The sequence below is a fragment of the Pleomorphochaeta sp. genome (assembly GCF_050031695.1).
Taxonomy (GTDB): domain Bacteria; phylum Spirochaetota; class Spirochaetia; order Sphaerochaetales; family Sphaerochaetaceae; genus Pleomorphochaeta.
Genome location: NZ_JBNAIC010000015.1, coordinates 47,557 through 62,708, shown reverse-complemented (window position 1 = coordinate 62,708; position 15,152 = coordinate 47,557). Strand labels below are relative to the sequence as shown.

Genomic DNA, 15,152 nt, shown 5'->3' with positions numbered 1-15,152 from the left:
AAAGGAAAATTAAATGCTAACTATTTTAAATTATCAATTCATACAAAATGCATTATTTGCAATAATACTATCTAGTATTGTCTGTGGAATTATTGGAACAATAATAATTGAAAAAAAATTAATCTTAATGAGTAGTGGGATCGCTCATACTGCCTATGGCGGGGTTGGTCTTGGATATCTATTAAATTTTAATCCTTTAATCGGTGCCCTTCTTTTTTCTCTAATTTCAGCCTTATCAATTGGTAAAGTTAGAAAATCTAGCTTTAAACATAGTGAAGTAATTATAGCGCTTTTTTGGTCTGTAGGAATGGCTTTAGGAATATTGTTTATCTCTTTTATGGATAGTTATCCACCTGATATGAACTCCTATCTATTTGGCAACATTTTAAGTGTTAATTCAATAGATTTAATCAACATGGTAATTCTAACTGTAGTTGTGTTAATATTATTAACAATCTTCTTTCAAGATTGGAAAATATATTTATTTGATGAAGAAATGGCAAAAATTAATGGATTAAACACATCTTTTTTGGAATACATATTATTAATAATAATAGCTTTTTCAGTTGTAATACTTATTAGAGTATCTGGAATAATCATGTTAATAACTTTAGTTTGTGCACCTAGTGCAACAGCTGCTTTAGTAAGCGAAAGATTAAATTCTAGAATGATTATAGCTATATTAATTTCATTAATTAATTCTCTATTTGGACTATATCTTTCCTATATATTTGATATAGCATCTGGTGCAACTATAGTTATTTTCTCAGCATTTATATATTTCTTAACATATATGTTTACAAAAAAGTTAAATACTAATAGTTAAAAATAAAAATTAGAACTAATTCCAAAAGTAATTCCATTATCTAAATCAGAATAGGATTCAACTGGAATTTCAAAATCACCTACAATTGAGAAATCAAGATTATCATAAGAAAGTGCAAAGGTAGTTGTTCCTTGTGATATATCAAAGCTAAAAAAGTCTGAAATAGTATCTTTTGGCTCATAGTAGCCAAACCTAAAAGCTAAATTATTATTATTACCTAACTGCATTTTTATTTCATTACCAATACGTAACTCTCTATTAGTAGGATCTCCAAGATATACAGTATCTATACAAATTTTATATACTAAAGGATTTAACTGATTAGTAATTGTATATTTGTTACTAATGTAAGTTATACCTACACTACTAGATTCAAGATAAGAAAGTAACTCATTAGTATTGGAATTTGAGGTTAAATCTAAATCTGATTCACTATAATATGCAAAGCTAAAATTATCATTTACATTGTATTTAAAAGCAAGACCTAAGCTAAAGAAATCAGAATCAGATACAGAAGTATAATTAGAGAAAAAAGTATTAACTATATAATCAGCTAAAAATAAATAATTTGTTCTCAAATCAAAATTAGTTCTTTTACTAATGCTTGAAGCTTTAACTCTCATACCTAAATCAAAATTATTAATTTTATATCCCCAATCTAGCTGAATTGTAAATTGATTATATGCAGTATAAGATAAATAATCTTCATCATACTCTCTGTCTTCTAAATAATTATCAATATTTAAAGTTAAACCTAAATTAGTACCATAAACAGTAGCCCCCATATCTAATTCAGGATATTGGAAATATCCATAAGGAGTTGAAAGCTCATCAAGCGTCAATTCTTCTAAAAAAGAAAAAGTAGTAATTACAGATGGAGAATTTTCATCACGATCGGTTAAATAAGTTGGACTTATAAAACTCTCTGAGTCAGCTAAACCGGCATTTGCCATACCAATAGAATTTGTAGAAAGAATTAGAACATCACTTGAAAAAACTTGATCTAAAAAACAAGATAGTAATAAAATTAATAATAATTTTTTTTTCACAAGCTCTCCTCATTATAAATTTTCTTCAATAAGATTAATATTGAAAAATTATTATATTAACAAACAAAGTTTATCAGAAAAATTAACAAATTGTAACTTAATATCATTTTTTTTCAAATAATAATAATATTGCAGATTAATAAATAAATATGATATTCTTAAAATATGAAAAGTTTAAATTTAGATAAATATTTATTAGATAGTTATTATTTACAATATCCAAAAGATATTGAAATAAAGCATATAACTTTCAATTCTAAATTAGTAAGAAAAAACAGTATATTTGTTGCAATAAAAGGATTTAAACAAAATGGTAATGATTATATAGATGAGGCAATTAAAAATAATGCTTCATTAATAGTTTCAGAGGACTTACCCACTACCAATATTAAAGAAGCCGGATTCTTAGTTGTTAAAAATGCTAGGTTAGCATTATCTTTTCTTTCAAGGATGGTATATAACTTTCCTGATAAAAAACTAAAAATAATAGCAATAACAGGAACAGATGGAAAAACTTCTACTTCCTTTTATACATATAGTTTATTAAAAAGTCTAAATTATAAAGTGGGGTTAATTTGTACAACAAACTTAGATACTAATGGAGAATTAGTTGATTCTCCTTACAGACAAAGTACACCTGATTCTAATATATTATTTCAACTTTTAGATGAATGCGTAGTTTCTAATAAAGAATATGTAATTATTGAAGCAACATCGCATGCACTTTCTAAAGAATTTAATAGATTATCAGATATTAAATTCGATGCTTGTATAATTACAACAATTACCAATGAACATTTAGATTTTCATAAAACAAGAGAAAATTATATAAATACAAAGTTAAATATTATCGAAAAGCTAAAAAGTAATGGTTTTTTAGTTACAACAAATAAAAATAAAGAATTAGATAAATGTATCGAAAAAGCTAAAGCTTCATCAAGAGATTATTATATCCTTGAAAAAGAATTTATTCCCTTTATCGAACAAAATAATATATTAAAACCAATTTCAATTTTTTATAATGAAAAAGAATATAATACTAATATCTATTTTGATATATTTATTAATAATGTGCTTCTAGCTGCATTATTAATTAGCAAATTAACTAAAATAGCTCTAGAAGATATTTTATCTAATATAATTAATATAGAGGACATAAAAGGTCGTTTTAATATTATAAATAACAATATAAATAGATTAATTATAATTGATTTTGCTCATACAGCTGATGCATTTAATAAAATCTTTTCTCAAATGTTAATAGAAAAAAGAAAAATAATAACCGTTTTTGGATGTGGTGGAGAAAGAGATATAAACAAAAGATATGATATGGGTAAAATTGCAGCACAATATAGTGATATTATAGTATTAAGTGAAGAAGATCCTCGTTTTGAAGATAATATAGCTATTATGCATGATATTGAAAAAGGAATTCTTTCAATTGACAAAAAATGTAATTATTATTGTATAAATAACAGAAATGAAGCTATAAATAAGGCATTAAGACTCAGCAATGAAAATGATATTTTATTGTTTTTAGGGAAGGGCCATGAAACATCAATAGAGAGAAAGGGTATAAAATACCCATATAATGAAAAAACAGTTATAAAAGAGGAAATAAAAAAGATATATGGATAATTACTTTAAAAACAAATCAATTGCTTTATTTTTTGGTGGACGATCTCCGGAGCATGAAGTTTCAATAAATAGTTCTAAAACAATCTATCCAATATTAGAAAAACTCTTTAAAAATGTTTTTTTAATATATGTTTCAAAGATTGGTAATTATTATTTAATTAATTGTGATAAAGATTTTAAAATTGATAAAAATTTTAAAATAACAGATATTATAAAAGTTAAAAATGAAATAACATTTGCTCCTAATAAAGGAATTTTATTAAACAATAATCTTTTAGAAATAAGCTTAGCTTTTATTCTAATACATGGAAATGAAGGCGAAGATGGTAAATTACAAGGATTATTGGATATAGTAAATATAAAATATACAGGTGTAAATTCAACTAGTAGTGGTATTTGTATATATAAAGAATTAGCTAGACAAATATTAAACTCAAATAATATAAACACAGTAGATACTGTAGTTATAAAAAAAAGTGATATAATCCCTGATTTAGAAAAAATACAAAAAAGATTAAATAAAAGCTTATTTATAAAAAGTGAAACAACTGGAAGTTCTATTGGAATTACAGCACTAAAAAATCCTAGTAATCAGACCTTTTTAAAAGCTATTAAACATTCATTTAAATATAGTAATAGAGTCTTAATACAACCATTATTAGAGGATATAAAAGAAATAGAAGTAGCAATACTAGAAAAAAGGGATCATAGTCTGATTGCAGGAGGTCCTGGCTTAGTTATTAAATCTAATATGAAAGATATTCTCTCATATGATAAAAAATATGGAGAAATAGATAGTGCTACAATAAATACTGAAGTGATAAAGGATAATAACTTTAAATTAGAGATGAAAAGAGAAGCAATTAAAATATTTAAACTTTTAAATTTAAGTGGCTTTTCAAGAATAGACTTTTTTCTATATAAAAATAAAATTATATTAAATGAAATAAATACAATTCCAGGCTTAACTTCTAAAAGCCACTACCCTATATTAATAAAAAGTGAAAATATTAGTTTAATTGATGCTATATATGAAATATGTAGAGTAGCTTATGATAAATAAAGTTTATTTTCATGTAGATTTAGACGCATTTTTTGCAGCCGTTGAAATATTAGACAATCCAAGTTTAAAAAATAAACCTGTAATTATTGGTGGAAATGGAAAGAGAGGTGTTGCATCAACTTGTAACTACATTGCTAGAAGTTATGGAGTGCACTCGGCTATGCCAATGCAAAAAGCAAAACAATTATGTCCACATGCAATAATTATTCAAGGGAACCATTCAAGATACTCTCAAATGAGTAAAAAAGTTATGAACATATTTAAAGAGTTCTCCCCTATAGTACAACAAGTTTCAATAGATGAAGCTTTTTTGGATATGAGTGGAACTGAAAAACTCTTTGGACACCCATATGAAGTTGGGAAAAAATTAAAAGAAAAAGTATTAAATGAAACAGGCTTAACAATAAGTGTAGGAATAGGTCCTTCAAAATTAATTGCAAAACTAGCGAGCGATTTTAATAAACCAGATGGGTTGTGTATAGTTGATGAAGATAGAAAAATTGAATTTATAGATGCTGTTGGAATAAAAAAACTATGGGGAGTTGGAAAAGTAACACAAGATTTAATAAAGAAGAAAAATATTAAAACAACAAAGCAGCTTAGAACTTACTCTATATCTTATTTACAAAAAGCTTTTGGCTCTTCAATGGGAGAATATTTATATAAAGTTGCTAGAGGTGAAGACCCCGGAATTTATAGCAAAAAAACAAAAAGCCATTCTATCTCAACCGAAAGGACTTTTCAAATAGATTTATCTAACATTGATATATTATCAGCATATTTATTAGATATGAGTCATGAAATTTTATACAGATCAATTGAAGAAAAACAAATGGCAAAAACTATAGGTATAAAAATAAGATATAGCGATTTTACTACAATAAGTGCTCAAATAACACCGAGTGAACCTATTTACTGTGCCGAGCAAGTGTTTGATTATGCTATGAAATTATTTGATAGAAAATGGAAAAAAACTCCTATAAGATTATTAGGAGTTGGCCTTTATCAAACCTACAAAGGTGAATTTGCTATCCAAGAAGATTTATTTTCTCAAGATAACAAGAAAAAAAGAGCATTAGAAAAAGTAGCCTTAGAGTTAAAAAAGAATGGTCAAATATTAACTAAGGCAACACTAATTAAGCAAGTAGAAACAGAAAAAGAAGACTATAGAGAGTAATAAATAAATTAACCTGTCTTACTTTACTAAAAATATAATCGTAATAAAAATAGAGAAAACAACTCTATACCATCCAAATACAGAGAAGTCATGTTCTTTAACATAGTTAATTAATGCTTTTATAACTAATAAAGAAACAATAAAAGAAACTAAAGATCCAACAAATAAAACCCAATACTCTAAAATAGAATAATCAAATCCTAATTTTATTAGCTTTAATAAGGATGCACCAAACATAACTGGAATTGCCATAAAGAAAGAAAATTGAGCAGCAGTTGTTCTTTTTATTCCGATAATTAGACCACCTAAAATAGTTGATCCTGATCTACTAGTTCCAGGAATTAAAGCAAGAGTTTGAAAACATCCCATTTTGAAAGCATCAATATAAGTAATATCTTCTATATTTTTTACTCTAAACTCTTTATTTGGCTGTCTTTTTTCAAGAAAGATATAGATAACCCCATAAAAAAATAGAGCAAAAGCAATAACTTGCCATCTATACATAACTTCATCAATAATATCATCGAAAAGTAACCCAATTACCATAGCTGGAATAGTTGCAATAATTACTTTTACCCATAAAATATAACTTTTATTTCTTTCAATTTTATCTTTCTTTCTCGAAAAAGGATTAAGTGTATGAAAATACAAAACTATAACAGCTAAAATAGAACCTAATTGTATAACAACCATAAATAATTCTTTAAAGTCATCGCTTAAATTTAATTTTAAAAATTCATCTACAATTAATAGATGCCCCGTACTACTTATAGGTAACCATTCAGTTACACCTTGAATTATGCCAAATATAATGGATTTTAATATCTCAATCATGATAGTGTTACTTTATATTATTATTATAAAAAATACAATTATTATTTTAATATCAAAAACAGATATGAAATATTTGATAAAATGAAATAAAACAAGAACTTTACACAAACCATTTATTTACAATAGTAAATACATATGTTATTTTTTATACAACAGGTTATTACAATATTATTATTACATATATTATCAATGGTAACATGTAATCCTTTTAATGGAGCTTTTTTTGAACTTGCACACTTACAAAAAAATTACTCATAACTTAATAAAAATACTTATATTGATAATTCTAAGCTTATTAGTATATTTTATTGTATATAATAACGGGGGAACTACCTCAGCTTGGGCTCAACTTAACTTTATAATTATAATAATATCAGCATTTTTTTTTAAGATACATGGGGCCTTAATTACAGCTACAGTACTTGGAATAATAATGGGTCCTTATATGCCTCAAGATACAGCTCACCATCTTATGCAAACACCTCAAAATTGGATTTTTAGAATAATAATTTATTTTAGTGTAGGATTTATAGTATCTTTTTATTTAAATAAAAGTAACAAATATGAAGAGATAAAAAAAGATAACTTTTTAAAAAATCACACTAACGGACTATATAATTCAAACAAACTATTTCTGGATTTAAAAAATTTAAATGAGACTAACACCAAATATCAATTAGTTTGTATCAAAATCATAAACCTTGAAGAAATTAGTAAATATTATGACTTTAATATAATTAATGTTATATCTAAATATATAGTTAAAATAATAAATGAAATAAATAATATCAATACAATATATTCAATTTCAGCTAGTGAGTTTATTGTAACTATAAATGATAACAACATAACAAACACTATGAATAATTTTAATTCTTTTTTAAATAAATTTGTTCAATCAATAAAAGTTGAAGATTATAATTTTAAATTAATTTTAAAAATAGGATTATTACAAGATGATAAACAAAATCATTTTAATGCAATAGATATCTTTAATAAAGTTAGAATAGCAACAGATCAAGGGTCTCCTTATGAGCCTGGAATTTTTATTTATGATAAAAATTTTGCAACGAATAGAAAATTATATAATGATATAGCTTGTTCATTATTAAATGATATAAAAAAAGATAAATTATACTTAGTATATCAACCAATAGTAGATTTAAGAACAAAAGAAATAAATGATTGCGAAGTATTAGTACGTTGGAATAGAGAAAACAAACAACCAGTAGGTCCTAATATATTTGTAAAAGTTGCTGAAGATATTGGAATCATACAAGAATTAACAAAGTGGGTTTCAGTTCATGCATTAAACAATTGTGATAAATGGATAGCAAAAGGATGTGTTGTAAAACACTCAATAAACATTACAGCTGGTGAATTATTAGATGATGAACTTAGAGATTGGGCTTATAACTTATTTAATAATCATAAAACTGATTTTGACTGTATTGGATTAGAATTAACAGAAAGAGTATTATCAAAAGATAATATAAAGCTAAAACAAGTTTTAAATGATTTACAAAAAAGAGGATTTATTATAGAAATTGATGATTTTGGTACAGGATATAATTCACTAATGTTCTTAGAAGAAATCCCAACAGATGTGATTAAAATCGATAAATATTTTATTGATAAAATTTATAACAAAGAAATGCAAATTATTATTAAAAAGATTATTTCTGCCATTCAAAAAACAGGTGGTACTGTTGTTGCAGAAGGTGTAGAAACTAAAGAACAATATTACATTTTAAAAGAACTCGGTTGTGATAAAATACAAGGATACCTATTCTCTAAACCTTTAGAAACGAATGATTTTTTAGATTATTATAATAAATTTAACATATCTAATTATATTTAACTTATCAAAAAAATAGTTATTTAACTATAAAAATACAAAAAAGTTAGTTTTCTATTAAATCAATATTTACAACACATAAAATTTTAGTTATAACAATAATTAAGGAACAAAATAATTAAAGATATGAATTTTTATTTATTATAAACTGCTTTGTTATGTTTGTTTAAGGTGTTATATGTTGTCTAAAATTTTCAATCAAATCAAAAATAAAATAATTGTTAAATTATTTTTTTTATTAATATTATTTACATTTATTAATATAATTAACAATACTTATGGAAATATTGGAACACCTTTAGATTCATTATTTTTAATATTCGTTTTTTTCTTTACATATTTTTGGGGAATTTTTGGAGGAATTATAGCTACTCTCATAGTTGTTATAGTAAAACTTCCTTTTATAAATATAAATGTTCACTTTGTTTCATATTTTCAACTATTTATCCAATTTTTAGTATTTTCTTTTTTAGCATTTATTTTTTCAAGATTTATTTCTTGTAATAAACAACTAAATAAATATTATAATAATAATGAAAATAATTATTTATCTGTAACAGATTTAAAAAGACATATGGAAACACTAATAAAGAAGAAAACTGATTATTCACTAATTTTTGTAAATATTAAAAATTATGAAGATATATCAGTTTATATTGAAAAAGAAGAATATGAAAGAAACACTTACAATATAATATCGCATATAAAAAGAAATCTAAGTGGTAGTGAGTTTTACTCCTATTCATATAATAAATTTATTGTTCTATATCGTAATAAAGAAGAAAATATAAACCTTAAACAAATATTTAAAAGTTATATAGAATATATAAACAATTCTACTTTAATTAACAAAAAATTAATTAAAGTAGTTATCAAAGTTGGAATTGTAAAAGGATTATTGGAGAAAACTCCAGAAGAATTAATATATCTATCTAGACTAACATCAGATCAAGGAAATACTTGTGAATCAGGAGTATTTGAATATGATATTAATAAAATAACTAAAAGAGAAGAAACTTATAAATTAGCAAATGAGTTATCAAAGGCTGTAAAACAAAAAGATTTGTTTTTTGTCTACCAACCTATAATTAACTTAAAAAGAAAAACAATAGAATCTTGTGAAATTTTAATTAGATGGAAACAAAAAGAAAAGTTTATTAGCCCTTCAAAATTTATTAAAATTGCTGAAGATTTTGGATTCATTAATGAAATAACAAAATATTCTATTGATAATTTTATTTCTAACTATAGATATTGGGAAAAAAACAATATATCAATTAACCAATCAATAAATTTATCTAGTATAGAAATTATCAATGAAAAATTCATAAATAAAATGAACTTAAAACTTAAAGATAATAATATTCCATTTAATAAACTGGGGATTGAACTCACAGAAAGATGCTGTTGCACTAATAATATAAAATTACAACAAAAATTATCTGATTTACAAACTTTAGATTATAGAATTGAAATAGATGATTTTGGTACAGGATATAACTCCTTAACAGTTATAAATAACTGCCCATTTGATATAATAAAAATAGATAAAAGTTTTATCGATAATTTAAATAATAATACAACAAAAATTATCTTAAATAATTTAATAAAAAGTATACATGAAATGGGAAAAACAGTAATTGCAGAAGGAGTCGAAAAGATAGACCAATACAATGAATTATTAAAATTGAAATGTGACTATGTACAAGGTTATTTTTTTAGCAAACCTCTTGAGTCTACTCAATTTCTTGATTTTTATAAATCGTTTAATTTTGAAAAAGTTTTAGACAAGTATAAAGAAAATAAATAATATATTAATCACTCAATTATATAAGCATCAACTATTTCACCATAAAATACAGTATGAAAGTCCTTATTAGCACCATGGAAATCGCTACTAACTTCTTCAGGATAAAATTTAACTTTCATCTCTTCGCTAATTTGATTTTTATCTTGTAACTGTTTATAGATAACCTTACATTCCAAAGTTAATGGAAATTCTTTAATAGAAGGCACACTTATCAACTCACTATCAACTAATGTTAAATTCATCTCTTTAATTTTATCTACATCATTCCCTGATTTAGTTCCACAAAAAGATATAATTTTTTTATCATAATCATTAAGTGGAATATTTATAGTAAATTCTGGATTTTCTTCTAATAATTTTTTAGTAAACCTTGACTGACGTACATAAACACTAAATATTGGCTTTGCCCATTCAATTCCAAAAGCTCCCCATGATATTGTCATAGAATTTACTCTATTCCCACTTTTTGTAGTTAATAATACACCTTTAGACAAAGTTCTCATAATCTGATTTGTATAATCAAAAACATTAATTTTCTTTTTCATAAACTTTTTCCTTTATCAAATTATATATATATAGTAATTTTAAATGGTTCAAATCACAAGAGAAATCTATAATATAAAAAAAATACCAAAATAATATACAATATGTTGCTTGAACACTACTAATATAAATGATATTTTTTTAAGTAATATTTAGGAGAAAACATAATGGCATTACATTTAGTTCTTTTTGAACCAAGAATTCCACAAAATACAGGAAATATAATTAGAACATGTGCTGTAATAGGTGCTCATCTTGATCTTGTTCATCCTCTAGGTTTTAGTATCGATGAAAAACATGTAAAAAGAGCTGGGTTAGACTATTTTGATAAAGCAAACGTTACTGAATGGGAAAATACTGAAACTTTCTTAAAAGCAAAAAAAGGTGAAAAACTATATTTTTTCACAACAAAAGCTAAACTTTCTTATCATCAAGCAAATTATGATTCACAAGGTGATACTTATCTAATTTTTGGTAGAGAAGATAAAGGAATTGAAGAACAAATACTAGTAGATCATGAAAATGAATGTGTTAGAATACCTATGAAGAAAGAACTTAGAAGTTTAAACCTTTCTAATTCTGTTGCAATCGCAGCTTATGAATATCTACGACAGATTGATTTTGTAGGATTAGAAGAAGAAGGTGATTTACATAGATTACATTGGAAAAACTAGATAATGTTATACTACTAAACTAGTAGACAAATATGAGGAGTTTATATATGGAAAAAATAGGATTTATTGGACTTGGGAACATGGGTTCATCTATCTTAAGAGCTGTTGCAAAATCAAATAAATTTAGCTCAATTGCTATTTTTGATACTGCATCCTTTAAAGTTGAACTATTAAAGGATGAATTAAGTAATGATAAATTAAAAATTGTTTCTTATAACAGTTATCAATCATTAATTAAAAATTGTGAAATTTTAATGTTATGTGTAAAACCACAAATATTATCAACTATTTATTCTGAAATAAAATCCTCCAATATAAATAATTCACTAATAATTTCTATTGCCGCAGGTGTAAATACTTCTACTTTGGAAAATGAATTAAATAGTAATAGAATTGTTAGATTTATGCCTAACTTAGCTGCAAAATGCAACAAATCAGTTACATCTATTTGTGGTGGAATTAAAACTAATGATGAAGATACTCAAACAGCTATGGAGATAGCAAAAACTTTCGGTGATGCCTTTTTCTTAGAAGAAAATTTATTTAGTGCATTTATTGGAATAAGTGGATCTGCAATAGCTTTTGTATTAGAATTTGCTCATGCTTTAGCATTAGGTGGGACACATGAAGGAATTGCTTACAATAAAGCTTTAGATATTGTTTTTGCAACAATGGAAAGTGCAAAAGCTTTATATGAAGTTGATAGAGAAAATCCAATTAGCTTAATGAGTAAGGTTTGTTCAGCTGGTGGAACTACAATTGAAGGAATAAAAACATTAAGTGATTATAATTTTTCAAGTGCAGTTATAAACAGTGTTGTAAACACTACTAAAAAATCACAAGATTTGGAAAAAAAATAAATAATTATCTAGTACATTTATTTTAAACACATTATTATTATATACAAATAAAAAATCACAAGGAAATTACCATGATTGATTTAAAAGAACTTAAAAATCGAAAGGATGAAATTTCACAAAACATTGAAAATCGTTTTATGAATGTAGATTTAGAGGGCATTATTGCTTTACAAGAAGAAAGAGCTGAATTACTTCATAAAAGTGAAGATTTAAGAAGCCAAAGAAATGCTAATGCTTCTAAAATGAAAGGAAAATTAGATCCTAGTGTTAGAACTGAACTTATTCAACAAGGAAAAGCTTTAAAAGTTGAAATCGCTGAAGTTGAAGAAAAGTTAAAAGAAACTTTAGACAAATATAATTCAGTTACAAGAACTATTCCTAACTATGCTCACCCTAGTGCTCCAATTGGGAAAGAAGACAAAGATAACACTGCAATAAAATTCTTTAAAGAACCTACTAAATTTGATTTTAAACCATTAGACCATGTTCAACTTGGTGAAAAATTAGATATTTTAGATTTTGAAAAAGGAACAAAAGTTTCAGGACCAAAATTTTATTATGTAAAGAATCAAGGTGTTATTCTACAAATGGCTCTTGAAAGATTTGCAACAGACATTTTAATGAAAAAAGGTTTTACTCCTTTTATAACTCCAGATATTGCTAAAGAAGAAATTTTAAATGGTATAGGATTTAACCCAAGAGGTGCTGAAAGTAATATTTATACAATTGAAAACACTGACACATGTTTAGTTGGTACAGCTGAAATTACTCTAGGTGGTTATTACAGTAATGAAATATTAAATAAAGAAGATTTACCAATAAAAATGACTGGTCTTTCTCACTGTTTTAGAAGAGAAGCTGGAGGAGCTGGTCAATATTCAAAAGGTTTATATAGAGTTCATCAATTCTCAAAATTAGAAATGTTTGTTATCTGTTTACCTGAAGATAGTGATGCATTCCATGATCAATTGTTAGAAATTGAAGAAGAAATATTCTCATCATTAGAAATACCATACAGAGTTGTTGATACTTGTACTGGCGATTTAGGTGCTCCAGCTTATAGAAAATTTGACATAGAAGCTTGGATGCCAGGCCGTGGTGAAGAAGGTGAATATGGAGAGGTAACCTCTACAAGTAACTGTACAGATTATCAATCTAGATCTTTACAAATTAGATACAAAGACGAAAACAATGATACAAAATATGTTCATATGTTAAACGGAACTGCTGTTGCACTTTCTAGAGCAATCGTTGCAATTATGGAAAATTTCCAAAATGAAGATGGTTCAATTTCTATACCAAAAGCTTTAGTTCCTTATACTAATTTTGATAAAATTAGTGCTAAATAAAAGGAAAATAAAATGGAAATTAGTGCGTTAACTACAGATTTTTATGAATTAACAATGATGCAAGGTTTTTATAAAAACAATTATAATCCTAAAGTTGTTTTTGATATGTTTTATAGAACAAATCCATTCAATGGTGGATATGCATTATTCACAGGATTAGATCAATTACTAGAAAAGCTTGAAAACTTTAAATTTAGTAAAGATGATATTGATTATTTAAAAACTTTAAATACTTTTGATGATGATTTTTTAGAATATTTGAAAGATTATAAATTTGAAGGTACTTTATATTCTATGGATGAAGGTCAAGTTGTATTTGCAGGAGAGCCCTTAATAAGAATTCATACAAATTTAATTGATGCTCAATTAATTGAAGGTATGTTATTAAATACAATTAACTTTCAAACATTAATTGCAACTAAAGCTTCAAGAATGGTTATTGCTAGCAAAGGCTCTAGTATCATGGAATTTGGACTTAGAAGAGCACAAGGCGATGATGGTGCATTAAGTGCTGCAAGAGCTTCTTTTATTGGTGGAACTAAAGTAACTAGTAACACTTTAGCTGGTAAATTATTTAATATTCCTGTAAGCGGAACTATGGCACATTCTTGGATTATGAGTTTTGATAGTGAAGAAGATGCATTTAGGAAATTTGCAGAAATTTATCCCGATAATTGTGTTCTACTAATTGATACTTATGATACATTAGGATCAGGTATTGATAATGCAATTAAAATTGGATTAGAACAAAAAGCAAAAGGTAAAAAAATAGGCGTTAGAATTGACTCAGGCGACATGAGTTATCTTCCTAGAGTAATTAGAGATAGATTAGATGAAGCAGGATTAAATGATGCTACAATAGTTGTATCTAATGATATCACTGAAGAAATTATTCAAGCATTAGTTGCTGATGAGGTCCCTATTGATTTATGGGGTATTGGAACTCATCTAGTAACTGGAGGATTCCAATCTTCACTTAATGGTGTATATAAATTATGTGCTAAAGAAGGTAAAGATGGAAAGTTTATACCAACTATGAAAATTTCTAATTCATTTAGTAAAACTACTAATCCAGCAGTTAAACAAGTTTGGAGATTTTATGATGATAAAATGGGAGCTTTAGCTGACCTTATCACTTTAGATTCTGAAAAAATTGAAGAAGGAAAAGATTATTATTTTTATCATCCTTTTAGTGAAACAGACTCTTTTAATCTAAAAGCTAATAAATACACTTCAATTAAGCCATTATTAAATAAAAAGATGGAAAATGGAATAAGAGTTGATGAAAGAAAATCTCTAAAAGAACTTCAAGCTTTTGCTCAAAAAAACTTAGAAATGTTCCATAAATCTTATAAGAGACAAATTAATCCTCATATTTATAAAGTAAGTTTATCTAAACAACTGAAAAATTTAAAACGAGAATTAGTTTCAAAAGAAAAAGAAAAATTAGATTTATAAAAATTAGTCGGAG

General features: G+C 25.3%; 13 protein-coding genes. 10 read left to right on the top strand and 3 right to left on the bottom strand.

From position 1 onward, the window contains the following. Positions 1–13 precede the first annotated feature (13 nt). Entirely contained in the window at positions 14–826 is an 813-nt protein-coding gene (locus ACPKM0_RS02995; protein ID WP_472473320.1) for a metal ABC transporter permease, read from the top strand. Here ACPKM0_RS02995 and ACPKM0_RS02990 read toward each other — a convergent pair. Next, positions 823–1,875: a hypothetical protein gene (locus tag ACPKM0_RS02990; RefSeq protein WP_472473319.1), complete on the bottom strand. Its 1,053-nt coding sequence runs from the start codon at positions 1,873–1,875 to the stop codon at positions 823–825. The genes ACPKM0_RS02995 and ACPKM0_RS02990 overlap by 4 nt on opposite strands. A gap of 165 nt (positions 1,876–2,040) precedes the next feature. Here ACPKM0_RS02990 and ACPKM0_RS02985 point away from each other — a divergent pair, with 165 nt between their 5' ends. The 3 genes from ACPKM0_RS02985 to dinB are packed head-to-tail and all read left to right on the top strand — an operon-like array spanning position 2,041 to position 5,753. After that, a complete protein-coding gene (locus tag ACPKM0_RS02985) occupies positions 2,041–3,513 on the top strand; it encodes a UDP-N-acetylmuramoyl-L-alanyl-D-glutamate--2,6-diaminopimelate ligase (RefSeq protein WP_472473318.1) in 1,473 nt (490 codons plus the stop codon). Beyond that, positions 3,506–4,576, top strand: coding sequence for an ATP-binding protein (locus ACPKM0_RS02980; protein ID WP_472473317.1), 1,071 nt, complete (start codon positions 3,506–3,508; stop codon positions 4,574–4,576). The genes ACPKM0_RS02985 and ACPKM0_RS02980 overlap by 8 nt, the downstream gene beginning before the upstream one ends. Next, a complete protein-coding gene (dinB, locus tag ACPKM0_RS02975) occupies positions 4,566–5,753 on the top strand; it encodes a DNA polymerase IV (RefSeq protein ID WP_472473316.1) in 1,188 nt (395 codons plus the stop codon). The genes ACPKM0_RS02980 and dinB overlap by 11 nt, the downstream gene beginning before the upstream one ends. An 18-nt stretch (positions 5,754–5,771) precedes the next feature. On the opposite strand, the gene ACPKM0_RS02970 is transcribed toward dinB, so the two are convergent. Continuing rightward, positions 5,772–6,587: an undecaprenyl-diphosphate phosphatase gene (locus ACPKM0_RS02970; protein WP_472473315.1), complete on the bottom strand. Its 816-nt coding sequence runs from the start codon at positions 6,585–6,587 to the stop codon at positions 5,772–5,774. Positions 6,588–6,864: 277 nt separating this feature from the next. Between ACPKM0_RS02970 and ACPKM0_RS02965 the strand changes: the two genes are divergently transcribed. Both ACPKM0_RS02965 and ACPKM0_RS02960 read left to right on the top strand, forming a co-directional pair. Next, a complete protein-coding gene (locus tag ACPKM0_RS02965) occupies positions 6,865–8,448 on the top strand; it encodes an EAL domain-containing protein (RefSeq protein ID WP_472473314.1) in 1,584 nt (527 codons plus the stop codon). 175 nt (positions 8,449–8,623) lie between these two features. Beyond that, positions 8,624–10,255, top strand: a complete 1,632-nt coding sequence (locus ACPKM0_RS02960) for an EAL domain-containing protein (RefSeq protein ID WP_472473313.1) — start codon at positions 8,624–8,626, stop codon at positions 10,253–10,255. Positions 10,256–10,263: 8 nt separating this feature from the next. Here ACPKM0_RS02960 and ACPKM0_RS02955 read toward each other — a convergent pair whose 3' ends face one another. Beyond that, a complete protein-coding gene (locus tag ACPKM0_RS02955; RefSeq protein WP_472473312.1) occupies positions 10,264–10,800 on the bottom strand; it encodes a flavin reductase family protein in 537 nt (178 codons plus the stop codon). Between the two features lie 165 nt (positions 10,801–10,965). On the opposite strand from ACPKM0_RS02955, the gene ACPKM0_RS02950 reads away from it, so the two are divergent. From ACPKM0_RS02950 to ACPKM0_RS02935, 4 genes are all read left to right on the top strand, one after another. Next, on the top strand, positions 10,966–11,472 hold the full coding sequence (locus ACPKM0_RS02950; protein ID WP_472473311.1) for a tRNA (cytidine(34)-2'-O)-methyltransferase: 507 nt from the start codon (positions 10,966–10,968) through the stop codon (positions 11,470–11,472). Positions 11,473–11,519: 47 nt separating this feature from the next. Next, positions 11,520–12,332, top strand: a complete 813-nt coding sequence (proC, locus tag ACPKM0_RS02945; protein ID WP_472473310.1) for a pyrroline-5-carboxylate reductase — start codon at positions 11,520–11,522, stop codon at positions 12,330–12,332. Between the two features lie 71 nt (positions 12,333–12,403). After that, a complete protein-coding gene (gene serS / locus ACPKM0_RS02940; RefSeq protein WP_472473309.1) occupies positions 12,404–13,681 on the top strand; it encodes a serine--tRNA ligase in 1,278 nt (425 codons plus the stop codon). 12 nt (positions 13,682–13,693) lie between these two features. Then, a complete protein-coding gene (locus ACPKM0_RS02935; protein ID WP_472473308.1) occupies positions 13,694–15,139 on the top strand; it encodes a nicotinate phosphoribosyltransferase in 1,446 nt (481 codons plus the stop codon). The last annotated feature ends 13 nt before the right edge of the window (positions 15,140–15,152 follow it).